Annotated in this window: 21 protein-coding genes; 3 read left to right on the top strand and 18 right to left on the bottom strand. The window is 69.6% G+C overall.

Annotated elements, in window-relative coordinates; genetic code table 11:
- Nucleotides 1-150: 150 nt before the first annotated feature.
- Nucleotides 151-333: a hypothetical protein gene (locus ACI3KX_RS08875; protein WP_349425323.1), complete on the top strand. Its 183-nt coding sequence runs from the start codon at nt 151-153 to the stop codon at nt 331-333.
- 93 nt (nt 334-426) lie between these two features.
- Here the strand turns inward: ACI3KX_RS08875 and ACI3KX_RS08870 are convergent, their stop codons facing one another.
- Genes ACI3KX_RS08870 through ACI3KX_RS08860 form a run of 3 tightly spaced genes read right to left on the bottom strand, consistent with a single transcriptional unit; the run spans nt 427 to nt 3,985 of the window.
- Entirely contained in the window at nt 427-1,272 is an 846-nt protein-coding gene (locus ACI3KX_RS08870; RefSeq protein WP_349425324.1) for a transglutaminase family protein, read from the bottom strand.
- Nucleotides 1,269-2,201 carry an alpha-E domain-containing protein gene (locus ACI3KX_RS08865; protein ID WP_363355042.1) on the bottom strand — a complete coding sequence of 311 codons (933 nt, stop codon included), beginning with the start codon at nt 2,199-2,201 and terminating at the stop codon, nt 1,269-1,271. The genes ACI3KX_RS08870 and ACI3KX_RS08865 overlap by 4 nt, the downstream gene beginning before the upstream one ends.
- Entirely contained in the window at nt 2,195-3,985 is a 1,791-nt protein-coding gene (locus ACI3KX_RS08860; RefSeq protein WP_363355044.1) for a circularly permuted type 2 ATP-grasp protein, read from the bottom strand. Before ACI3KX_RS08860 ends, ACI3KX_RS08865 begins: the two co-directional genes overlap by 7 nt.
- 210 nt (nt 3,986-4,195) lie before the next feature.
- On the opposite strand from ACI3KX_RS08860, the gene ACI3KX_RS08855 reads away from it, so the two are divergent.
- Nucleotides 4,196-5,881 carry a molybdopterin-dependent oxidoreductase gene (locus ACI3KX_RS08855; protein ID WP_404909446.1) on the top strand — a complete coding sequence of 562 codons (1,686 nt, stop codon included), beginning with the start codon at nt 4,196-4,198 and terminating at the stop codon, nt 5,879-5,881.
- A gap of 19 nt (nt 5,882-5,900) precedes the next feature.
- Here ACI3KX_RS08855 and rocD read toward each other — a convergent pair whose 3' ends face one another.
- The 14 genes from rocD to ACI3KX_RS08785 form a co-directional block, all read right to left on the bottom strand.
- Nucleotides 5,901-7,127: an ornithine--oxo-acid transaminase gene (gene rocD / locus ACI3KX_RS08850; protein ID WP_349425328.1), complete on the bottom strand. Its 1,227-nt coding sequence runs from the start codon at nt 7,125-7,127 to the stop codon at nt 5,901-5,903.
- A 20-nt stretch (nt 7,128-7,147) separates the two neighbouring features.
- On the bottom strand, nt 7,148-8,056 hold the full coding sequence (ddaH, locus tag ACI3KX_RS08845) for a dimethylargininase (protein WP_404909445.1): 909 nt from the start codon (nt 8,054-8,056) through the stop codon (nt 7,148-7,150).
- Nucleotides 8,057-8,262: 206 nt separating this feature from the next.
- Entirely contained in the window at nt 8,263-9,282 is a 1,020-nt protein-coding gene (locus tag ACI3KX_RS08840; RefSeq protein WP_404909444.1) for an NAD(P)-dependent alcohol dehydrogenase, read from the bottom strand.
- Between the two features lies 1 nt (nt 9,283).
- Complete coding sequence (locus ACI3KX_RS08835) at nt 9,284-9,499, bottom strand: helix-turn-helix transcriptional regulator (RefSeq protein WP_349425330.1); 216 nt, start codon at nt 9,497-9,499, stop codon at nt 9,284-9,286.
- Nucleotides 9,499-9,933, bottom strand: coding sequence for a hypothetical protein (locus tag ACI3KX_RS08830; protein WP_404909443.1), 435 nt, complete (start codon nt 9,931-9,933; stop codon nt 9,499-9,501). Before ACI3KX_RS08830 ends, ACI3KX_RS08835 begins: the two co-directional genes overlap by 1 nt.
- A gap of 356 nt (nt 9,934-10,289) precedes the next feature.
- A complete protein-coding gene (locus ACI3KX_RS08825; protein ID WP_404909442.1) occupies nt 10,290-10,892 on the bottom strand; it encodes a GNAT family N-acetyltransferase in 603 nt (200 codons plus the stop codon).
- A 204-nt stretch (nt 10,893-11,096) separates the two neighbouring features.
- Nucleotides 11,097-11,222 (bottom strand): hypothetical protein, encoded by a 126-nt coding sequence (locus tag ACI3KX_RS08820; RefSeq protein ID WP_404909441.1) that lies wholly within the window; start codon nt 11,220-11,222, stop codon nt 11,097-11,099.
- Nucleotides 11,180-13,228, bottom strand: a complete 2,049-nt coding sequence (locus ACI3KX_RS08815) for an alpha/beta hydrolase-fold protein (RefSeq protein WP_404909440.1) — start codon at nt 13,226-13,228, stop codon at nt 11,180-11,182. Before ACI3KX_RS08815 ends, ACI3KX_RS08820 begins: the two co-directional genes overlap by 43 nt.
- A 360-nt stretch (nt 13,229-13,588) precedes the next feature.
- The gene (locus ACI3KX_RS08810) at nt 13,589-14,596 is read right to left on the bottom strand and encodes a LacI family DNA-binding transcriptional regulator (RefSeq protein WP_363355060.1); all 1,008 of its coding nucleotides are present in this window, start codon (nt 14,594-14,596) and stop codon (nt 13,589-13,591) included.
- 13 nt (nt 14,597-14,609) lie between these two features.
- The gene (locus ACI3KX_RS08805; protein ID WP_404909439.1) at nt 14,610-14,783 is read right to left on the bottom strand and encodes a hypothetical protein; all 174 of its coding nucleotides are present in this window, start codon (nt 14,781-14,783) and stop codon (nt 14,610-14,612) included.
- A 49-nt stretch (nt 14,784-14,832) separates the two neighbouring features.
- Complete coding sequence (locus ACI3KX_RS08800) at nt 14,833-16,344, bottom strand: alpha-N-arabinofuranosidase (RefSeq protein WP_404909438.1); 1,512 nt, start codon at nt 16,342-16,344, stop codon at nt 14,833-14,835.
- Nucleotides 16,345-16,393: 49 nt separating this feature from the next.
- The gene (locus ACI3KX_RS08795; protein ID WP_349425337.1) at nt 16,394-17,320 is read right to left on the bottom strand and encodes a carbohydrate ABC transporter permease; all 927 of its coding nucleotides are present in this window, start codon (nt 17,318-17,320) and stop codon (nt 16,394-16,396) included.
- Nucleotides 17,317-18,243, bottom strand: coding sequence for a sugar ABC transporter permease (locus tag ACI3KX_RS08790; protein ID WP_349425338.1), 927 nt, complete (start codon nt 18,241-18,243; stop codon nt 17,317-17,319). The genes ACI3KX_RS08795 and ACI3KX_RS08790 overlap by 4 nt, the downstream gene beginning before the upstream one ends.
- Before the next feature lie 71 nt (nt 18,244-18,314).
- Nucleotides 18,315-19,676: an ABC transporter substrate-binding protein gene (locus tag ACI3KX_RS08785; RefSeq protein WP_404909437.1), complete on the bottom strand. Its 1,362-nt coding sequence runs from the start codon at nt 19,674-19,676 to the stop codon at nt 18,315-18,317.
- Nucleotides 19,677-20,258: 582 nt separating this feature from the next.
- On the opposite strand from ACI3KX_RS08785, the gene ACI3KX_RS08780 reads away from it, so the two are divergent.
- Nucleotides 20,259-21,287, top strand: coding sequence for a LacI family DNA-binding transcriptional regulator (locus ACI3KX_RS08780; RefSeq protein ID WP_404909436.1), 1,029 nt, complete (start codon nt 20,259-20,261; stop codon nt 21,285-21,287).
- Between the two features lie 50 nt (nt 21,288-21,337).
- Here ACI3KX_RS08780 and ACI3KX_RS08775 read toward each other — a convergent pair.
- Nucleotides 21,338-23,249 (bottom strand): aldehyde dehydrogenase family protein (locus tag ACI3KX_RS08775; RefSeq protein ID WP_404909435.1); only part of this gene is annotated, 1,912 nt, incomplete at its 5' end.

The following is a 23,249-nucleotide window of genomic DNA, read 5'->3' as shown; positions in this document are numbered from 1 at the left end:
AGGCTTCTTCCGCCGTGTTCCACACGCCGGGACGGAGGAATGCCTCCACCTCGGCAGCGTGCCGATCTCTCCCGTCCCCGCACATGCGGGCCGCAGCAGGGCCATGTCAAGGGCCCGGCGCGCGGCATCCGTCGGGGTTAGCGTGTCGGCATGGACGAACGGCGAAGCGACGACGAGACGCCCCGTGACGGCATCCCGGGCGACGAGAGGCCGAGCAGCGGCGACGAGAACCCGGTGGGCGGGGACGAGACCACCGAAGAGCAGCTCGAGGCGGACAACCCGGTCGAAGCCGACACTCTCGAGACCCTCGACCCCGACAACCCGCCTGCCTGACGACCCACGCCGGCCAGCAGCGCCGGGGACGGCGAACCGCGGCTATGCCTCGCCGCGCCGGGGCAGGCAGCGCCCGGGGACGGCGAGCTGGGGCTACGCCTCGCGCGTGATCGTCACCTTGACGTGCAGGTTGCTCTTGAACGGGCCGGCGTACACGCCGCGCAGCGGCGGCACGTCGCCGTAGTCGCGGCCACGGCCGACGAGCACGTGCCGGTCGCCGATCTCGATGTTGTTCGTGGGGTCGAAGCCCTGCCACTCCCCCGCGTACCACTCGATCCAGGCGTGGGACTCGCCCGTCACCGCGACGCCGACCTCCGCCGACGGACGCGGGTGCAGGTAGCCCGACACGTAGCGCGCCGGGATGCCGACCTCGCGGAGCGCCCCGAGGGTGACGTGCGCGATGTCCTGACAGACGCCCTTGCGCGCCTCCCACGCCTCGCTCGCGGTCGAGTGCACGCCGGTGATGCCGTGCATGTACTCGACGGCGTCGCCCACCGCGACCGAGATCGCGTGCGCGGCGCGACCGGGGTGCTCGTGCTCCGCGGCGATGGCGCGCGCGAGCTCGGCGACCTCGGCGTGCGGGCGGGTGCGCCCGGTCTGCGTCAACTGCTCGACGGTCTCGATCGAGCGGGCGGACTCGCGGGCGAGGTCGTCCCACGTGAGGTCGATGTGCTCGAGCGGTCGCGGACGCACCTCGACCAGCGAGCGCGCGGTGATGGTGAGCGACGCGTGGGGCGACAGCACGTCGAACGCCGCGACCCGCGTGCCGAAGTAGTCGACGTACTGGTTGACGGATGTCGACGGCTCGATGTCGAGCGACGAGTTCAGCACGAACTGGCTGTCGGTCGAGCCGGGGAGCATGCGCGCCTCGTTGTACGAGGCCGTCACGTCGCCCAGATAGCTGAACCCGGTCTGGTGCTCGATGCGCAGGCGTTTCATGAGATCTCTCCGATCCAGCTGGGCTCGGCCTGCGTCGGGAAGAACCGGCCGCGGATCGCTTCGGATGCCTCGCGCGTGACGGTCTGCACGCGGTCCATGTGCGTGGGCAGCTCGCTGAGGATCTCGGAGATCGGCCGGTACTCGAGGTCGTTGCGGATCTGCCCGAGCGCGCGCAGCACCGTGTTGGAGTGGCCCACGCGATCGGCGCGCGGGTCGATCGCGCTCATGCACTCCTCGGCGCGCTGGATCGAGTAGATGATCGAGCGCGGGAAGAGCCGGTCGAGCAGGAGGAACTCGGCGGCATTGCCGGCGCTCGGCATGCCGCGGTACGTGCGCAGGTAGGCCTCGTAGGCGCCGCACGAGCGCAGGATCGTCGTCCACGACGGACCGGATGCCTCGGTCAGCGACCGTGTCGCCAGCAGGCGCGCGGTCATGTCGGTGCGCTCGATGCTGCGTCCGAGCGTGAAGAACTGCCATGCCTCGTCGCGGCTGGTGGACGAGTCGACGATGCCGACGGCGAGCGCCGCGCGCTCGCGCACCCACTGGAAGAACTCGTGCACGCGGTCGTTCTGCAGGCGCCGCGGCATCCGTGCATTCGTCGTGTTGAGCGTCTCCCACAGCTCCGTCGAGACGATCTCCCGCGCGCGGCGGGCATTCTCGCGCGCAGCCGTGAGGGCGTAGGCGATGCTCGAGGGGTTCATGCGATCGACCGCGAGGCGGGCCAGCACGTCTTCGCGGCGGACGTGCTCCACTCCCGGCGGCGGGGCGGAGCCCATGACGCTGAGCAGCGACCGGCAGGCGGTGTCCTCGTCGATCCAGGGGTCTTCGAGCAGCAGCTGCAGGTGCACGTCGAGGATGCGCGCCGTGCCGTCGCTGCGCTCGATGTACCGCCCGATCCAGAACAGGCTCTCCGCGATGCGACTCAGCATGTCGTGTCCTCGGAAGCTCGACGCGTTTCGTCCCGGTCGCCGGCGCTCCCTCGCTCGACGACCGGAATCCCGGTCGCTGAGCGGGCGATGCGAGACGAAACGCCCTCGACCGCGGCCTGCCGCTGCTGTTGCTGTTGCTGCTGCTCCTGCTGCTCGACGCGGGAGCGGGGCCGGTCGTGCGGCGAGTGGGTGGGCTCGGTCTGGGCGTCGTAGATGATCGGCACCGCGGCGGTCACCGTCGACGCCTGGTCGGCGACGAGCTCGGGCATGCCGCGGCCGTGGCCGTACTCGACCTTTCCGGGCGCGGAGCCGCCGACGATCCACGTGTCCTTCGAGCCGCCGCCCTGGCTGGAATTGACGACGAGCTGACCTTCCGGCAGGGCGACGCGGGTCAGGCCTCCGGGGAGCACCCAGACGTCTTCTCCGTCGTTGACCGCGAAGGGCCGCAGGTCGGCGTGGCGCGGTCGCATGCCGTCCTCCACGAGGGTGGGGATCGTCGACAACATGACCACGGGCTGAGCGATCCAGCCGCGGGGGTCGGCGCGCAGGCTGTGCCGGAGCTTCTCGAGCTCGGCGGGCGAGGCATCCGGTCCGACGACCAGCCCCTTGCCGCCCGAGCCGTCGACCGGCTTCACCACCAGCTCGTCGAGCCGGTCGAGCACCTCTTCGAGGGCGTTCGGGTCTTCGAGCCGCCACGTGTCGACGTTCTTGAGGATCGGCTCCTCCGCCAGGTAGTAGCGGATGAGGTCGGGCACGTACGTGTACAGCAGCTTGTCGTCGGCGACGCCGTTTCCCACCGCGTTCGCGATGGTGACGTTGCCGAGCCGCGCCGCCAGCATGAGTCCCGGTGCGCCGAGCATCGAGTCGGCGCGGAACTGCAGCGGATCGAGGAACTCGTCGTCGACACGTCGATAGATCACGTCGACGCGCTTGGGGCCGCGGGTGGTGCGCATGAACACCTTGCCGCCGATGCACAGCAGGTCGCGGCCCTCGACGAGCTCGACGCCCATGAGTCGCGCGAGCAGCGTGTGCTCGAAGTAGGCGGAGTTGTAGACGCCGGGCGTGAGCACGACGACGTTCGGGTCCTCGATGCCGGCGGGCGCCGAGGCGCGCAGCGCCGCGAGCAGCTTGTTCGGGTAGTCGCCGACCGGGCGCACCCGCATCGAGACGAAGAGCTCGGGAAGGGTCTGCGCCATGACACGCCGGTTCGAGATGACGTAGCTGACGCCCGACGGCACGCGCACGTTGTCTTCGAGCACGCGCATCTCGCCGTGCTCGTCGCGGATGAGATCGATGCCCGACACCTGGATGCGCACGCCGTTGGCGGAGTGGATGCCGGCGGCCTGGCGGTAGAAGTACTGCGAGCTCGCGATCAGCCCGGCGGGCAGCACCTCGTCGCGCACGCAGTACTGATGCCCGTAGGCGTCGTCGAGGAAGGCCTCGAGCGCGCGCACGCGCTGCTTCACACCGGCCTCGATGCGCGACCACTCGTCGAACGTGATCACGCGGGGCACGGCATCCAGCGGGAAGGGACGCTCCTCGCCCGCGAAGTCGAACGTCACGCCCTGCGCGAGATACGAGCTCGCGAGCGAATCGGTGCGCCCGCGCAGCTCCTCCTGAGTCATCTGCGCGAGCGCCTGGTAGAGCTCTCGATAGGCCTCGCGCGACTCGGCCGGCGCACCCGGGTGCGCCGGGTTTCCGAACATCTCGTCGAACGCGGGAACCCCCGAGGGCGTCTTGCGCGGCGCGAGCGTGGACCCGTAGCCGTCGAACAGATCACCCATCCGGACAGCCTAATGCGGGCCGTGTTGCCGCGGTGTTTCGACGGATGCCGGCAGCACCGTGAGCGCGAGCGCCGGCGGCGGGACGACACCCGCGAACCGGCGCCCATCCCGCTCACGGCACGCTGCACCGCGCCGCGGACCGGTGCGCCGTAAGAACCCCGTAATCCCGGACACCGCCCTGCGGACGCTCACGAACCATACGCTGGCACCATGGCAGCGACCCGACCGGCGGGACGCGCCCCGGCCCCGCTGACGTGGGTCGCGGGCGTGGCTGCCGTGCTGCTCGGGGCGGGGCTCGGCGAGTTGACGGCCATCGTCGTCAGCCCCTCGTCCAGCCCCGTGGCCGCGATCGGCGCCGCCCTCATCGACCTCGCGCCGCCGTGGGCGAAAGACACCGCGATCGCCCTGTTCGGCACGGCCGACAAGATCGCGCTCGTGGTCGGCATCGCCCTCGCGATGCTGGTCCTCGCCGCGCTCGCCGGCTGGCTGCAGGCACGCCGTCCGCCGTGGGGCGTCGTCGTGATCGCCGCGTTCGGCATCACCGGCGCGATCGTCGCGGCGACGCGACCCGGCGCCGGCGCACTCGCCTGGCTGCCGGCACTCGTCGCAGGTGCGGTGGGCGCCGTTGCGCTCTGGCTGCTGATCCGGCTGCTCCAGCCGGCGCCGGCCGGGCCAGCACCGGCCGACCCCTCACCGGCCGGGCCAGCACCGGCCGACCCTGCACCGGCCGACCCGGCACCGGCCGAGCCTGCACCGGCCGGGCCCGCACCGGCCGAACCCGCAGCGCCCATTGCCGCTCCCGCCTCGGACGTGCCCGCCGCCTCGCCGCCCAGCCGGCGCGCGTTCTTCGCGTGGGCGGGTGCCGCAGCGGCAGCCGGCATCCTCGCGACAGTGGTCGGCGTGCGAGGTGCGACGTCGGCGACGGTCGCCGCCGTCCGGCGGGCGGTGAGGCTGCCGCAGCCGGCGGTCGCGGCATCCGCCGTCCCCGCCGGCGCGGAGCTCGACATCGCCGGCCTCGCCGATGTCGTCACGCCCAACGACCGGTTCTACCGCATCGACACCGCCCTCATCGTGCCCGAGGTCGACCCCGCGGACTGGCGCCTGCGCGTGCACGGCATGGTGGCGAACGAGTTCGAGCTGACGTGGGACGAGCTGCTGGCGCTGCCCCTCGAGGAGTCGTTCACAACGCTCGCCTGCGTGTCGAACGAGGTCGGCGGCACCCTGATCGGCAACGCGCGGTGGCTGGGCTACCCGCTCCGCGAGCTGCTGGCACGTGCCCGCCCCACGGCGGACGCCGACATGGTGCTGTCTCGCTCGATCGACGGGTTCACGGCATCCACCCCGCTGGACGCCCTCACCGACGAACGCAACGCGATCCTCGCCGTCGGCATGAACGACGCCCCGCTGCCGACGGAGCACGGCTTCCCGGTGCGCATGGTGGTGCCGGGGCTGTACGGCTACGTGTCGGCGACGAAGTGGGTCGTCGATCTCGAGGTCACGCGCTTCGACCGCGCGACCGCGTACTGGACGACGCGCGGATGGTCGGAGCGCGGACCGATCAAGCTGCAGTCGCGCATCGACGTGCCGCGTCGCGGCCAGGGCCTGAAGGCCGGGGAAGTGGTCGTCGCGGGCGTGGCGTGGCAGCAGCAGGTGGGCGTCGAGGGCGTCGAGGTGCGCATCGACGAGGGCGAGTGGATGCCGGCTGCCCTCGCGACGGCCATCTCGGACGACACGTGGGTGCAGTGGAGCTTCCCCTGGACGGCGACGACGGGTGACCACGTCATCGAATGCCGCGCGACGAGCAAGGCCGGAGAGGTGCAGACCGAGAAGACGGCGCCGCCCGCCCCGGACGGGGCCACCGGCTGGCACTGGCGCACGGTGTCGGTCTTCGACTGACGGCCGGGGCCGACCCGGTTCAGGCGGAGAGCACCACGCGCAGCTGCTCGACCGCCCAGTCCAGCTCGGTGCCGCGGATGACGAGCGGCGGTGCGATGCGGATGGTCTGGCCGTGCGTGTCCTTGACGAGCACTCCGCGGCCGATGAGCCGTTCGGCGATCTCGCGGCCGGTGCCGACGGCAGGATCGATGTCGACACCCGCCCAGAGCCCCGCGACGCGGATCTCCGTCACGCCATGGCCGATGAGCGCCTGCAGCTTGGACTCGAGGTGCTCGCCCAAGAGCTTGGCGCGCCGCTGGAACTCGCCGGTCTGCAGCATCTCGACGACACGGAGACCCACCGCCGCGGCGAGCGGGTTCCCGCCGAAGGTCGAGCCGTGCTCGCCCGGGTGGATCACGCCGAGGACATCGCGATCGGCGACGACCGCTGAGACGGGAAGGATGCCGCCGCCCAGCGCCTTGCCGAGCAGGTACACGTCGGGCACGACGCCTTCGCGGTCGCACGCGAACGTCTCGCCGACACGGCCGAGGCCCGACTGGATCTCGTCGGCGATGAGCAGCACGCCGCGGCGTGTGCAGATCTCGCGCACCGCCCGGAGGTATCCCTCGGGCGGCACCACGACGCCCGCCTCGCCCTGGATCGGCTCGATGAGCACGGCGACCGTGTCGGCGGTGATCGCCGCGTCGATGACGGCGGCGTCGCCGAAGGGCACCGACACGAAGCCCGGCGTGAACGGCCCGAAGTCGGCCCGCGCCTGCGGGTCGTCGCTGAAGCCCACGATCGTGGTCGTGCGGCCGTGGAAGTTGCCGTGGGCGACGACGATGCGCGCGGCATCCGGCGCCACGCCCTTCACGCGATAGCCCCACGCACGTGCGACCTTGATGCCGGTCTCGACCGCCTCTGCGCCCGTGTTCATGGGCAGCACGAGATCCTTGCCGCACAGCGCGGCGAGTGCGGCCGCGAACGGCCCCAGGCGATCGTTGTGATACGCGCGGCTGGTGAGCGTGAGGCGGTTCAGCTGCTCCTGCGCCGCGGCGAGCAGCGCCGGATGCCCGTGACCGAAGTTGAGCGCCGAGTAGGCCGACAGCAGGTCCAGGTAGCGCTTGCCTTCGACATCGGTCACCCACGCGCCCTCCCCGCGGGAGATCACCACGGGCAGCGGGTGGTAGTTGTGCGCGACGTGCTCCTCTTCGGCGGCGATGATCTGGCTCATCGCCGCGTCGACGGAGGGCGAAGTGGCGGTCATGGTGCTCCTCTTTCCCGCCGTCAGCGCCGCAGCTCGAGCGTGCAGCACTTGATGCCGCCGCCGCCGAGCAGCAGCTCGGACAGATCGACGAGCACCGGGTTGTAGCCGCGCTCGCGCAGCTGCGCCTCGAAGCCCTTCGCACGCGGCGAGATGATGACGTTGAGCCCGTCGCTGGCCGAGTTGAGCCCGAACACGGCGCCATCGGCGTCGGCGACGCGGATCGCGTCGGGGTAGCGCTCGGCGAGGATCGCCTGGCTGCGCTCATCGAACGCCTGCTCGAGGTAGGCGATGTTGGCCTTCTCGACGCCGCCCGTGCCTTCGACCGGATCGAGCACCGAGATGGCGGTGTCGAGGTGGTAGAACCGCGGGTCGACGAGGTTGAGGCTGACGACCTCCTTGCCGAACACGTCGGCCAGTTCGCGGTGGCTGTCACCCGTCGAGCGGAAGCCGGTGCCGGCGAGGATCGTGTCTCCGACCAGGAGGAAGTCGCCTTCGCCCTCGTTGACCTCGACGGGCTCGGCGACCTCGAAGCCGTTCGCGCGGAACCAGTCCATGAAGGCCGGGCCCTCGGGCACACGCTCCTGGAACCGGAACTTCGCGCCGTAGGCGACGTTGTCGATGACGAAGCCGCCGTTGGCGGTGTACACCATGTCGGGCAGGCCATCGATGGGGTCGATGAGGTGCACCTCGTGGCCGAGTGCGATGTAGGTGTCGTACAGCGCCTGCCACTGACGGACGGCGAGAGCCGTGTCGGTCGGGTTCGCCGGCTCCATCCACGGGTTGATCCGGTAGCTCACGATGAAGTGCTCGGGGCGGCACATCAGGTAGCGGCGCACCTGCTGGATGCGACCCGCGGCGACGGCGGTCTCGGTCGCACCTTCGGTCGCCGAACTGGTCGAGGTGGCGGGCGCGGTGTTCTGCGTGGACATCTTGCTCCTGTACGAGGGGCGGCGGACGCTGTCCAGGGGCCCGGCGGCCCTTCGACTCGCTGCGCTCGCTCAGGAACCGCGACGGAAGGGGACAACCGGGCACGCCGCGACCATTCTCTCACGAAGGTTGTGCGCGCCCTGGGAGCAGGTCCCCGCGCCGTTTCCACGCAGCTGCGGAGCCTCCGGGCGTGGGCCCGGCGGCAGCCTCAGGCCGCCGTCACCACGACCTTCCCGACCGTGTGCCCGGCGGCGACGTGGGCGAGCGCGGCGGGCGCGGCGTCGAACGGGAACGTCCGCTCGATGACGGGGCGCAGCGACCCGGCCGCGGCGAGGGCGATGAGCTCCGCGAGCACGTCGGGCTTCGCGGTCGCCGCGAGCGGGCGAAGCGGCCGTCGCGAGCCGATCGAGCGCAGGGAGGCGCCCAGGATCCGCCCCATCGGTCCCAGCAGGCGACCGCCCTCCCCCGACACGAGCACGACCCGGCCGCCGTCGCGCACGAGGCGCTGCAGCACACGCAGCGGCGCGGTGCCGGCGATGTCGACGACCACGTCGAACGAGCCGTCCTCGAGCTCCGGCGAACCGGGCTGCACACGGCGATAGTCCAAGGTGCGCGTCGCGCCCAGCCCTTCGACGAGGTCACGGTTCTGCTCACCGCACAGCGCCCAGACCTCGGCGCCGCGCAGGACCGCGAGCTGCACGGTGAACGTGCCGACGCCGCCCGAGGCGCCGATCACCAGAACGCGATGACCGGATGCCGCGCCGCCGCGCTCGAGCGCCTGCCACGCGGTCCCGCCCGCGATCGGGAGTGCCGCCGCGACGACGGCGTCGAGAGCGGGAGGGCGGGGCACGAGCCGAGCGGCCGGTGACAGCGCGTAGCGTGCGAGCCCGCCGCCGCCGGGCAGCTCCCCCACGACCTCATCGCCGACGGCCACCTGCGTCACGCCGTCGCCGATCGCGACCACGGTTGCCGCGGCATCCATCCCCCGCACCGGCTGACGCGGCCGGCGCAGGCCGAACGCGAGACGCACGAGGAGCGGCTCACCCCGCATGACGCGGATGTCGCCGTTGTTGAGGCCGGTCGCGCGAAGCTTCAGCAGGGCCTCGCCGCGTCCGGGTGCGGGGACGTCGACCGTCTCCCGGGCGATGGCGTCGGCCTCGCCGTAGCGGTGCTGGGTCCACGCGGGCATCGTGTCGGTGCGCAGCGTCGAGGGACGGGGATCGGACATGTCATTCCTCCGGATAGTCGAAGAGGTCGTCGAGACCCACGCCGAAGGCGCGGGAGAGCTGGAAGGCGAGCTCGAGCGTGGGCGAGTACTTGCCCTGCTCGATGGCGATGAGGGTCTGTCGAGTCACGCCGATCCGGCGGGCGAGCTCGGCCTGGGTGATGCCGGCCGCCTCGCGCACGGCGCGGATCGAGTTGGTGACCTTGGTCGGCTTGACCATCAGACGAGTCCGCGGCGGTACGCGATCACGCTGGCGATGCCGCCGACGATCGTCGAGATCGCGAACCCGAAGAACATCGTGTTGGCGATCCAGAACCAGTCGGCCTCGAAGGCGCACAGCACGATGACGGCGAGACCGGCGATGACGGTGAACGCCTGGCCCACCCTGCCGCTCATAGCGCTGATGTCGCGGTCGCGCTGATCGCTGGTGCCGACGCCGTCGGGGTCGCGCATGCCGGCGAGGATCCCCCACACGATGCTGATGACGATCGCCGCGACGATGCTGCCGCCGATCGTCCAGAGCATCAGCGGCACCCAGTCGACATCCGTCAACGGCCCGCCACCCGCCTGCTGCATGACCAGGATCAGGTAGACAGCGACCCCGACCACGCTCGCGATGAGGCTCGCCCAGATGTTGCGCTCTTCGTAGACCATGAGATGCCCCCGGCAGTGTGTAAAAGATTCTTGACACTGAACTTAGGCCGGTCTGCCGCGCATGTCAAGAATCTTTTACACATCTGAGAGGACCCGACATGAATGTTCGTCTGCGACCCCTCGCTGGACCGGCGAGCTCCTACCTGGCCCTCGCCGTATTCGGCATGCCGGGCTCTCTGCTGGTGCGGCCCCCTCGCGGCCGAGAGCTTCGGCAACGCGCAGCTCGGCGTCGCGCTCGAACTCCGACCCGCGGAATCAACCTCGATCGCGCCCGCCCCCGTAGCACTGATCGGCGAGCCGGTCAGGTGACGCGGATGCCGTGGGAAGCGGCATCCGTCATGACATCCGTCGCCCGATCATGCGAGTGTCGCGTGCACCGGCAGAGCATCCCATTCAGCCCGCAGCACACCCATCACGACGGAGTCGTAGCGCGCGCCGCGCACCTCGCGGGCGTTGCGGAAGCGCGCCTCCTCGACGAAGCCGAGCCGGTGCCCGACCCCGAGCATGCGCGAGTTGCCCGACCACGTGGAGTAATCGAGACGCACGACCTCGGTCGCCGCGAAGAGGTAGTCGGTCCAGATCCGCAGCGCCTCCGTGCCCACGCCGCGGCCCCGGGTCGCGGGGTCGTAGACGGTCAGGCCCATGCGGCGCCAGTCCGACTCCTCGGACTCCCAGTGCCACGAGATCGAGCCGACCATCGCGTCGGGCTCTTCGTCCATCACGATCACGGCTCGCGCCAGAGGTGACTCGGCGGCATACTCCCCCGAGGCGATGTGGCCGCGGAACCGATCGAGGCGCTCGTCGATCTCGGACGACGAGAGCTTCGGGAAGTACGGCCCATCCCACCTGTGCCAGTCTTGCTCGGGCTGCAGCCAACGGCGGTACGCCTCGAGGTCGCCTTCCTCGTAAGCGCGGACGGCGACGCCGTCACTCCGGCCGATCACTCGATATGCGCTCACCCGCCCCAGTCTTCCAGGATGCCGTGGGCCGAGGCATCAGCTCGCGTCGAGGCCCCCGTCCGGGCGGAGCCCTCGGTTCGAGTGCCACGTTGTGTGGACTCAGCGCCTGTGAAGGCACATATCGTGACACTCGAACCTGCGACGTACGGCACCGCCGCCTCCCCGTGAGGGAAGACGGCGGCGCGTCGGCTCGGCTGCCGCCCGCTACCCGTTCGGGTCCTGGAACAGCCGAGGGGCGAAGTCGATGAGGTTCTTCTGCCAGACGTCCCACCCGTGAGGGCCGACCGTCACGCCGTCGAACTCGTAATCGATGCCCAGCTGATCCAGCACCGGAAGGAGTTCATCACCGACCCGTACGTGAAGTCCGTGATGTCACCGGTGTAGAGGCGATACAGCTCGGTGCCCGCGTTGATGGCCTCGACGTCGACGCCTGCCGTCCCGCCGAAGCCCGCTGCGAAGGTCCCGATCCAGGCGAACTCGCCGGGATGCGCCTTGAGCACGGACACTGTGCGCGCCCCGCCGGCCGACAGCCCGGCCAGCGCCCGGTCGGCGGGATCGCTGCTGACGTTGTAGCGCTCCTCTGTCACCGGTACGACGTTCTCGAGCAGCTCCCGCGGGTAGTCCCCGACGTTGCCGTTGGGCATCACGACGACCATCGGCTCGATGGCGCCGTCTAGCGACAGGTTGTCGAGGATCTGGCGTGCACGCCCGACCTCCACCCAGTCGGTCCAGCTCTGACCGCCGCCGTGGTTGAGCACGAACAGCGGATAGGGCTCGGCGCGGTCGGGGTCGTATCCCGGCGGGGTCCACACGTAGGCACTGCGCTGCTGGCCGGCCACGGTGCTCTCGTAGGTCATGACGTCCAGGTCCCCGCCCTGACCCTCGGCGACGTCGGCAAGCAGTCGCGATCCCTCTCCGGGGACGAGGAAGGTGCTCCACGCCGGCTCCGATGTCACCTTCGTCGGGTTGGACGTGTCCTTGACGGACTGACGATCGACGATGAGCCGATAGTGGTAGAACTTCTCCTCGAGCGGGCCGACGGTCGCCCTCCAGCGATCACCGACCTTGTTCATCTCCACCCGCAGCCAGCTGCCACCGGGCGCCCAGTTCGCCCACACCGAGACGTACTCGGCATCGGCGAAGTCGGTCGTCGTCTCGAACGTCACGAAGTCGTCCTCGGTGAGCCACGGTGTGGGCGTCGTGCCCGCGGCGGGCGGCTCGAAGCGCTCCGTGAGCGCCGTGTGCCCCTCGCTCATGGCGGGATCGGATGCCACACCGGTGAACAGCCGCGGCGCGAAATCGATGAGGTTCTCCTGCCAGGCGTTCCAGTTGTGTCCGGCATCCGGGTTCACACCGTCGAACTGATAGTCCAGTCCGAGCTCGTCGAACTTCTGGAACGAGTCGTAGACGTCGTTGTGCGCGATGTCGGTCTTGTTGCCGACATAGACGCGGAACAGCTCGGTTCGGTCGTTCATCCTGTCGACGGGGATGGCGTCGAGGTCGCCGAAGCGTCCGGCTCCGAACGTGCCGATCGCGTCGAACTCGCCCGGGTGCTCGCTGAACACCTCGAATGCCTGGCCCCCGCCCATCGACAGGCCCGCGAGCGCCCGATGGTTCTTGGAGGGCGAGACGTTGTAGGTCCGCTCGACGGCAGGGACGATGTTCTCGAGCAGCTCAGCCGAGAAGTCGTCGACGTTGCCGTTGCCCATCACGACGAGCATGTCTTCGAGCTGGCCCCGCAGCCACAGGTTGTCGAGGATCTGCTCCGCACGCCCCACCTCGACCCAGTCGCGGTAGCTCTGGCCGCCACCGTGCTGGAGGTACAGCACGGGCAGCTTCTTCCCCTTGGGCCGGTAGGTCGGCGGAACCCAGACGAGCGCCTCGCGCTCCTCGCCCGCGACGGAACTGGCGTACGAGAGCGTCTGGACGACGCCGGCCTGCTCGGGCGCATCCGCCAGCAGCGCCGCCGACTCGCCGGGGATGAAGAACGTGCTCCACTCCGGTTCGGATGCGACGCTCGTCGGGTTGCTCGTGTCCTTCAGGACTTTGCTGTCGTCCCCCGTGACCTGGTAGTAGTACAGGCCGGGCTCGAAGGGCCCGTACGTCGCGGTCCAGTTGGCGCCGCTGCGCTGCAGCCCGATCTGCGCCCAGTTGTGCGAGGGTCCGAAATTGCCCTCGACGACCACCTGCGACACCGGCCCGACCGCGGCTTCGACGGCGGCGTTGGGGACGGCGATCCGCAGATATCCGCCTTCCTGCTGCGCGATCCAGGGGTCCGCCGCGCTCGCCGGCGCGGCCGCCATCAGCCCGGTGAGTGCCAGGACTGCAGCAGTCACGACGGCAACGGCTCGTCTCGCTCTCCCGAACCGGCGGGAGCGCCGGTCCTCGGATGTGATCTCCATCGATTCCTCATCTCGTGTGACTCGACCGGCTCCGGGAGCACGCTGGCCCCCGGGGCCGACTGGCTGCGACGGGCGGGCGCGCAGCGAAGCGCGCGCATTTACAACGTAGTAATTCCCGTCCTCGCTCACTCTTGCAGAGCCGGTCACATCTGGTCAAGGGAAAAGTACAACGTCGTAAACGGCGCTTCACAACGTCGTGGATCGGCGGTAGCCTGGCGCCCGCACGGCCTTCGTGCGAGGCCTGCAGCGACTGCCGGCATCCTTCTCGCACGCAGTCTGACGCTCTGCATCGAGCTATCGAGCGGGCGCGGCCGTCGAATCGCGGACGACGAGAGTCGTGGCCAGTTCGACCCGGGTGACGTCCGGCCGCGGCTCGTCGAGCAGCTGGAGAAGCAGCTTCGTCGCCTGCTCGGCCATCTCGCGAAGCGGCTGATGAACGGTCGTCAGCCGCGGGCTCGCGAGCTCGGCGATCGCAAGGTCGTCGTAGCCGACGACAGACAACCCGCTCGGCACCGCGATTCCCCTCGCCTGCGCCGCGTACACCACACCTAGGGCCTGCAGATCGTTCCCCGCGAAGATCGCGGTCGGCGGATCGGCGAGTCGCAGCAGCTCGGAGGCATGCCTCTCGCCCCCCTCACGCCGGAAGTCGCCGTAGCGGATCCACTCCGGCTCGATCGCCAGCCCGGCGGAGGTCATCGCCGCTCGGTAGCCATCGAGTCGCGCCAGGGAGCACATGACATCCTCGGGACCGGTGATCGCCGCGATCCGGCGATGTCCCAGCTCCAGCAGGTGCCTCGTCGCCGCGAGACCGCCGGACCAGTTCGCCGACCCGACGGAGGGGATGCCGGGTGCCGGGTCCCCTGCCGGATCGATGGTGACGAACGGGATGCCTCGCGCCTTGAGCGTTGCGCGACCCTGCGGAGGCACATCGGCGAACAGCAGGATGATCCCGGTAGGTCCGCGGCGCACGACGGCATCGATCCACTCGGGTCCGGGCGCACGCCTGTCGCCGCTGACCGACAGTGAGATCGCCAGGCCCACCTCGGCGGCGCTCTCGCGAACCCCTTCGATGACGGCGAGTGCCCAGTCGCCGTCGAGTTCGTGCAGCACCACCTCGATGTACTCGCGCCGTTCTTTGCTCTTCCGGCGTCGATAGCCGCTCCTGCGCAGCTGCTCCTCGACGAGGGCGCGCGTCGCCGACGACACGTCGGCCGCACCGTTGAGCACCTTCGAGATGGTCGTCAGCGACACCCCGGTCTGTGCGGCGATCTCCTTGAGGGTCACCCGCTGGGCCCGCGCCATCACACCACCCGTGCTAGCGCGCCGCGCGCCGGAGTATCGTCGCCAGCCCCTCGCGGATCCGGCAGTGGGCGAACGAGAAGGCGTCAGCCATGTTCCAGCCGCCGAGCCCGAACCCCCTCAGGGTCACCGGCCCGTCGTCGGCCACGATGCGGGTCCCGTCGACACGGAGCATGCCGTGCGGCGTCATCGACTCTCCTCCTCGGTGTGCACGTCTGAGACGGATCGGTCGGCTGCGCTCAGTCGAGCGTCAGAACCGTCCACGAGACAGGCGGCAGCGTGATGCTGACCGTGCCCTCGCCGACCCTCACCGAGGTGTTCTCCCGCGGGGTGACGCGTTCGGGATCATCCAGGGTGTTCGCCGCGTGGATGTCGCCGTCGAAGAGCGACGTCGCCCGCACGTCGCCGATAGCACCCACCGCACGGGTGTCGATGTCGAGTGTGACCTCCTCCGTCAGGCTGCGGTTCACGGCGAAGACCGTCGTTCCGCCGCCGGCCGCGTCGTGGGTCGCGACGGCGTCGACGACCGGCACCTCGCCGTAGAGCTCGGTGTCGTAGGTCGGGCTGTCGAGCTTGAGCTCGAGCGCGACGTCGCGGGCCAGTCTCGAGGTGAGCGAGAACGGGTGGAACGTGGTCTGCCGCCACGCGGGGCCGCCCGGCTCGGTCATGATCGGCGCGATCACATTGACGAGCTGCGCGAGGCTGGCGGCGGTCACCCGGTCGGCGTGGCGGATCAGCGAGATCATGAGGCTGCCCAGTACGACGGCATCCAGCACCGAGTACGAGTCCTCCAGCAGCCGCGGCGCGACCGGCCACTCGGCCACGTCGGTGATCTTGTCCACCTCGTTGTAGCGGGACTGGTACCAGACGTTCCACTCGTCGAACGAGATGTTGATGGTCTTGTCGCTGCGACGGGTCGCCTTCACGTGATCTGCCGTCGCGACGACAGCCTCGATGAAGCGGTCCATGTTGACGCCCGACGCGAGGAAGCTGCCGTAGTCGTCGCCCTTGGGCTCGTAGTAGGCGTGGCACGAGATGAAGTCGACGTCGTCGTAGGTGTGCTCGAGGACCACACGCTCCCAGTCGCCGAACGTCGGCATCTGCGCGCTCGAGCTGCCGCAGACGACGAGCTCGAGATCGGGATCGATCTGCCGCATCGCGCTCGCCGTCTTCGCCGCGAGCCTGCCGTACTCCTCAGCCGTGCTGTGGCCGAGCTGCCACGGGCCGTCCATCTCATTGCCCAGGCACCACATCCGGATGCCGTGCGGTTCGGGATGCCCGTTCGCGACGCGTCGCTGCGCCCAATGGGTGCCCGAGCGCAGATTGGCGTACTCGAGGACGTCGAGGGCCTCGAGCACCCCACGCGTGCCCAGGTTGACCGCGTACATCAGCTCGCTGTCGACTTTCTTCAGCCAGGTCGCGAACTCGTCGAGGCCGATCTCGTTGCTCTCGGTCGAGTGCCAGGCCAGGTCGAGCCGTGGCGGTCGCTCCTCTCGCGGCCCGACGCCGTCCTCCCAGCGGTAGCCCGACACGAAGTTGCCGCCCGGGTACCGGATGGTCGAAACCCCGAGTTCGCGCACGAGCTCGATGACGTCGGTGCGGAAGCCGTCCTCGTCGGCATTCTCATGCCCCGGCTCGTAGATGCCGTCGTACACGCAACGGCCCAGGTGCTCGACGAACGAGCCGAAGAGCCGGCGATCGACGGGTCCGATCGTGAACTGCGGGTCGAGGGTGAGGTGTGCTCGGTTCATTCTTCTCTTCCAACGACGAGGGAAAGGGGCAGGGGCGTGTGCCGCGCGGTCACTTGAGGCTTCCGATCGACAGCCCGCCCTGCCAGTACTTCTGAAGCCCGAGGAACGCGATGATGAGCGGGATCACGGAGACGAGCGCGCCGAGGATGATGATGCTCCACAGGCTCTGCCCGCCCGCTGCGCCGTATGTCGATGCGGTGGACTGCCACAGCCCGATGCCGACGGTCACCGGGAAGAGGCGGTTGTCCGACAGCATCACGAGCGGGAGGAAGTAGTTGTTCCACGACGCCACGACGGAGAGCAGCACCACCGTCACGATCGCCGGGCGGAGGAGCGGCAGCGCCACCTGCAGGAACGTCCTGAACTCGCCCGCACCGTCGACGCGTGCGGCGTCCAGCAGCTCGTCGGGCACCGCATCCCGCGCGTACACGTTCATGAGGTAGACCCCGAACGGATTGAGCAGGCTGGGGAAGATCACCGCCCAGATGGTGTTCGTCCAGCCGACCTGGGCGAACAGCACGAACGTGGGGATGACGAGGGCCGTCGTCGGGATCATGACGGCACCCAGCAGGATCGCGAACGCGGCACGCCGGCCGGTGAAGCTGTACTTCGCGAATCCGTAGCCGGCCAGCACGGCGAGCACCGTCGCCCCGACGCCGCCGGCGATCGCGTAGAGGGCGGAGTTCGCCAGCCACCGTGCGTAGATGCCCCCGCTGTAGGTGAAGAGTTCGACCAGATTGCCGATGTAGTCGATGTCGTCCGAGAACCAGAGCGCACTGCCACCCCCGAACAGACCGGCCGAGCTCTTCGAGCTGTTGACGATGAGCCACCAGAACGGGATCAGGAAGTACACCATCAGCAGCGCAAGCACGATGTTCATCGGGATGCGGCCGCGCTTCTGCGGAGTCGTTCGACGCTCGAGGCGCCTCCGGGGCTTCGGGTTCGTGCCGGTGAGCTCCATGGGTGTGACGGTCATGAGAAGAAGCTCCCTCGCTTGCGGGTGGCGAACAGGAAGATGTAGACGCACAGGAAGACGACCGCCCCGAGCGCGAACGAGATCGCCGCGCCGTAGTTGTAGTTCGCCAGCGAGAACGCCTGCTGGTAGGCGTACATGTTCGGCGTGAAGTCGTTCGGAATCGCTCCGGCGGCCAGCTGCTGCAGGATCTGGGGCTCGTTGAAGAACTGCAGGGTGCCGATGAGGGCGAACACCAGGATCAGCAGCAGGGCTGGAGAGAGCAGCGGGATCTTGATCCGCAGGACGATCTGCCATTGGGATGCGCCGTCGATGCGAGCAGCCTCGTAGAGCGTCGGATCGATGCCCTGCAGCGCGGCGTACAGGATGATCATGTAGTAGCCGACCCACTGCCAGGTGACGATGTTGAGCAGGCCGTAGAAGATCAGGCTGCTGCTCAGGAAATCAGGGGCCTGTCTGCCGAAACTTTCGAAGATCTCCGCGAGGGGACCGAAGTTGTCGCTGTAGAGGAACCCCCACATCAGAGCACCGATCACGGTCGGGATCGCGTAGGGCATGAAGATCATCAGGCGCGAGAATCGCGCGAACCGTGTGATCACGATGTCGAGGATCAGCGCGATCGCGAGCGAGATCGCCATCTGCAGCGGAATGAGCACCAGCGAGAACCGGATGACGAACCACATGCCGTCGAGGAAGGACGGATCGCTGAAGGCCTTGACATAGTTCCCGAAGAGAACGAACCTCGTCCCGCCGATGAGGGACTTCTGGAACAGGCTCAGATAGAGCGCGAACCCGATCGGGAGTATGAGAAGGGCGAGAAAGACGATCCCGAAGGGTCCGACGAAGAGCCAGCCGTAAAGGTTCTGGCGCCGCGTGGTCGACCTTCTGGGCTTCGTCTTCGCGGGAGTTGCGGTTGAGGCAGTCATGATTTCTCCAGGTCTGGCAGGGGATGGCCGAGGGCCGGTCCGCAGGAGCACGGACCGGCCCTGCGGTCACGTCACTTGACGGTGAAGCCCTGCTCCTCCGCATATGCCACGACGGCCTCTTGCAGGGCGTCCGCCGCCTCGGAGCCGGTTGCGGACCCCTCGTTGATGCGGGCGATCTGCTCCGTGAGCTGCGAGTAGTAGTACTGGCCGATCGGCGTGTAGGTCATGCCCTCGTAGGCATTGGCCGCCGGCACGTACACCTCCTTGTTGGCCTGCTGGCCGCCGAAGAAGGGCACCTCATAGTCCTGGAACTCCGGAGACTCCAGCACGTTGACGTTCAGCGGGAAGATGATCTGGTTCTGCCAGCCGTCGTCCAGCGAAGCCTGGTCCGCGTACACACCGAACGCCACCTGGGCCGCGAGGTCGGGGTCGCTCGCCTGGCTCGACACCGAGAAGGCGGAGCCACCCCAGTTGATAGCGATGGGGTTGCTCGCATCCCACTGCGGCATCGGGGCAGTCGCCCAGACACCGGCATCCGCGCCCTCGCCGACACCCGCGCCCTGGAGGTAGCCCGGAGCCCAGGCGGCCGAGAGGTAGGTGGCGTAGTCGCCGTTGATGACACCCGCGATGTACTCGGGCGTGAACTGGTCCTCCGTGCCGACCAGGCCCTTCTCGACAAGTCCGCTCCAGTAGTCGAGGACCTCCTTGACCTCGGCGCTGTTGAGGTCGATCCCGATCTCACCTTCGTTGGCGGGGTCGTACTCGAACGGCTGCGCGCCGTTCTGGTACATCAGCGCCGTGACCTCGGCGGGCTGGTTCGCGGCGAAGCTGGCGAAGACCGGGCCCCCGGCATCCTTCACCGTCTGCGCGGCAGTCTCGAGCTCAGCCCACGTGGTGGGCGGAGTGATGCCGTACTGATCGAAGATGTCGGTGCGGTAGATCATGCCCATCGGGCCGCCGTCGACCGGAGCGCCGTAGACGCCGTCGCCGACGGAGACGTCCTTCCACGCGCCCTCGCTGAAGTTGTCCTTCACGTCCTCGTAGCCGAGGTCGTTCAGCTCGACCAGGGCGTCCTGCGCCTGGAAGGTCGCGATCCGGTCAGCCTCGACCATCATGACGTCGGGGGCGCCGCTGCCGGCTGAGATCGCGGTCTGGAACTTGTCGTAGGCGTCACCGCCCGCACCGGCGTTCGTCCAGCAGACCTGGACCTCGTCGTTCTGCTCGTTGAAATTGTCGACGACGAGCTCCATGTTGGGGTACCAGGCCCACATGGTGACGACCGGCAGATCCTCTTTGGGGATGGAGTTCGTGCAGTTCGCGTCGTCGTTGCCGCCGCCGTCGGCATTGTCGCCGCCACCTCCGGCGGTGCAGGCAGCCAGAGCGCCGACCAGGGCGAGCGCTGTGACTGCAGCAAGGACAGGCTTCGTCTTCACTGGAGTTTCCTTTCGGTATTGCTGACTTCTTCGTCGGTGCACGACCGTTCCGAGGGCCGGTCCGCCCCGGGTGGCGACGGTCGGTCCAGGTGGTCTACAACGTTGTAGAGCAACGTTGTAGTCACTTTCCCACCGGCCGCATCGGCTGTCAAGACGCCGGCGGGATTTTCTGGGCGGCGGGCGAAACTTCTGCCGTCAGTAGGTGACCGGCGCGCTGCCCAGGCGGGCCAGGAGCGCCAACAGGGCCGCGTACGCCTCATCGCGATAGGCCGCGATCTCCGGCGCGCGCTCCGGCCCCGGTCGCGATCGCGTTGCGAGCCGCGTCGAGCAGATGGCGGGCGGTGGCCGCGGCGCGACGCGAGGCGGGAGTCGACGGAAGGGATCGCGTCCGGACTCCGTCCTCGGCGCATCGTCGGTCCGCCATGACGCGCACCGCGGGCACGATACACTTCTTTTACAACGTTGCATTGCGGCGTCGCATACGCTCCGCGGCTCCCTCGGCGCACACCGCTCGCCGACTCGGGAACGCAGTAGAGTGCAGAGATCGCACATGGGAAGGCGGGAGCATCGATGGGGGCAACGATGCATGACGTCGCCCGAGTGGCCGGCGTCTCGATCAAGACGGTGTCGAACGTCATCAACGACTATCCGCACGTCCGACCCGGCACGCGCGATCGCGTCAATGAAGCGATCGAGCAGCTCGACTACCGCCCGAACCTCTCGGCGCGGGGGCTGCGGTCCGGCCGCACAGGTGTCATCGGGCTGGCTGTGCCGTCACTGCGCGAGAACTACTTCGCCGAACTCGCGGACGAGGTGATCAGGGCGGCCGAGAAGCGCGGCCTCGGTGTCATGGTGGAGCAGACCAGCGGCGAGCGCGAGGCCGAGCTGCGCGCGGTCACCGGCAACCGTCCACGCTTCCTGGACGGCCTGCTGTTCAGCCCGGTGAGCCTCGGACAGGACGATGCCGAAGCGCTCGCCGTCGACGGACCGCTCGTGCTCCTCGGCGAACGCATCTTCGGCGGACCCACCGACCACGTCACCATGCACAACACCTCGTCGTCTCAGGCGGCGGTGGAGCACCTGCTCGAGATCGGGCGCCGACGCATCGCGCTGGTCGGCGCCGACCTGCACGGACGCGACGAGGCGAGTTCGGCGAATCTGCGCCTGAAGGGCTACCTGCGTGCCCTCGAGCAGGCCGGTATCCCGCTCGATCCGGAGCTCGTCCGCCCGACCGCGATGCTCCGCTGGAACCGGGCCGGCGGCGCGGCGGCAACCCACCTCATGGTGCGCGAGGGCGTGGAGTTCGACGCGGTCTTCGCCCTCAACGACACCCTCGGCCTCGGCGTGCTGCGCGCGTTGCGCGAGGAGGGCCTGCGCGTTCCCGACGACGTCGCCGTCATCGGCTTCGACAACATCGACGAGAGCAACTACTCGGTCCCCTCGATGTCGACGGTCGACACCGGCCGCGCCGAGATCGCGGCTATCGCGGTCGACCGGCTCATCGCGCGCATCAAGGAGAAGGGCGAGCGCCGGCCGCCCGAGACCGTCAAGCCGTCCTTCCGCATCGTGCGGCGCGAATCGACCGGCTTCGCCGACACCACGGCCGACTAGCGCCGTGGAGGATCACGGGTGCCGCCGCCCGCGGCATCCGCGATCCTTCGTCAGATGACCGCCTCCGACCAGGGGTCGGGGTTGCCGAAGCGGTGCGCCGTGATCGTCACAGACTGCTCACGCAGGAACGGGAGCAGCTCGAGCCGCCCGGCGGTGGTGACCTCGTTGTCGTAGATCGCGAGGTCGGGGTCGCCGCCCACAGCCGCTGCCACCGTGGCGTGCAGCGCCGCGACGGACTCCCGCGGGCCGATGAGGCGCGCGCGCGACGGCCGGGGAGCCGGGTCCGCGTCGGCGACGGCCGCCATGAGGTCGTCGCCCACCACGATGCGCTGCAGCCACTGCTCGTCGGTCTCGACGTACACGGCGACGTCCTCGTCGGCGAGCACGCGACGCACGGCGGCCGGGAGCCCGACGGGTGTGCTCAGCGTCAGACCGGAGCCCGCCCGGAGTCCGGCGACCACCACGCGCAGCACCGCCTGCCACGAGGCGTCCGCCGTCGCCCGCAGCGCGACGGCCGGGATCGGGCGGTAGCGGAACAGGTTGCGCTCGATGCCGAGGCCGGAGACGTCCTTCACCTGCCCGAACTCGCGATCCCACACGATCGCGTCCGAGAGCGCGCCGCGGCGCAGCCACTCGAACGCCTCGTAGTCCAGCGACGGCTGGGCGGCTTCGATGAGGGCGGCGATGCGGGTGTCGAGCCCGCGCAGGTGCAGCGTCGCCGACGGCGGCGCACCGGTGGTCGCGCGCCAGCGGCCGAGTCCGACGAGGTAGTTCGGGCCGCCGGCTTTCGCGCCGGCTCCCACCGATGACCGCTTCCAGCCGCCGAAGGGCTGCCGCTGCACGATAGCGCCGGTGATGCCGCGGTTGACGTAGAGGTTGCCGGCCTCGACCCGGTCGAGCCACAGGGCCAGGTCGCCGGGGTGCTGCGTGTAGAGGCCCGCCGTGAGCCCGTACGACACGGCGTTCTGCAGCTCGATCGCGTGCGCGAGCGATGACGCGTGCATGATCCCGAGCACCGGCCCGAAGAACTCCTCCTGGTGGAAGCGCGACCCCGGCTGCACGCCCGTGCGGATGCCGGGCGTCCAGAGCCGGCCCGCATACTCGGGCGGTCCGTCGACCTGACGGGGCTGGACGAGCCAGGACTCCCCCTCGTCGAGCGTGGTGAGCGCCCACTGGAGCTTGCCGCGCGGCGCCTCGACGACGGGTCCGACCTCGCTGAGCGGGTCGGACGGCGGCCCCACGCGCAGCGAGGCCGCGGCATCCACCAGCTGACGCGCGAAGCGCTGCGAGTGACCGACCGGTCCGACGAGGATCGCGAGCGACGCCGCCGAGCACTTCTGCCCCGCATGACCGAATGCACTCTTGATCAGATCGGATGCCGCGAGGTCGAGGTCGGCGGTCGGCATGACGATCATGGCGTTCTTGCCGCTGGTCTCTGCGAGCAGCGGCAGGTCGGGCCGCCAGGATCGGAACAGCGCCGCCGTCTCCCATGCACCGGTGAGGATGACCCGGTCGACGTCGGGGTGCGAGAGGAGCGTCTGCCCGAGCCCGCCCTCGTCGATGTCGACCAGGGCCAGCACGTCGCGCGGCACCCCGGCATCCCACAGCGCCTCGGCGACCACGGCGGCGCAGCGCCGGGCCTGGGGCGCCGGCTTGAACACGACGCCCGACCCCGCGGCGAGCGCGGCGAGCACGCCGCCCGCGGGGATCGCGATCGGGAAGTTCCACGGCGGGGTGACGACGGTCAGCCGCGCCGGCTCGAACACCGCGCCGCTCACCCGGTCGAGCTCGCGCGCCGTCGCCGCGTAGTAGTTCGCGAAGTCGACGGCCTCGCTCACCTCGACGTCGGCCTCGGCGAAGACCTTGCCGGTCTCGGAGGCCGCGACCTCGATGAGCTCGCCGCGGCGGGCCTCGAGAGCCTTCGCGGCGGCGGCCAGCACGCCGGCGCGGTCCGCGGCGGGC

Origin of the sequence: Microbacterium sp. ZW CA_36 (assembly GCF_044987475.1) — a bacterium.
Taxonomy (GTDB): Bacteria; Actinomycetota; Actinomycetes; order Actinomycetales; family Microbacteriaceae; genus Microbacterium.
The sequence above is the reverse complement of the archived record's forward strand: the minus strand, read 5'-3'. Positions and strand labels throughout refer to the sequence as shown.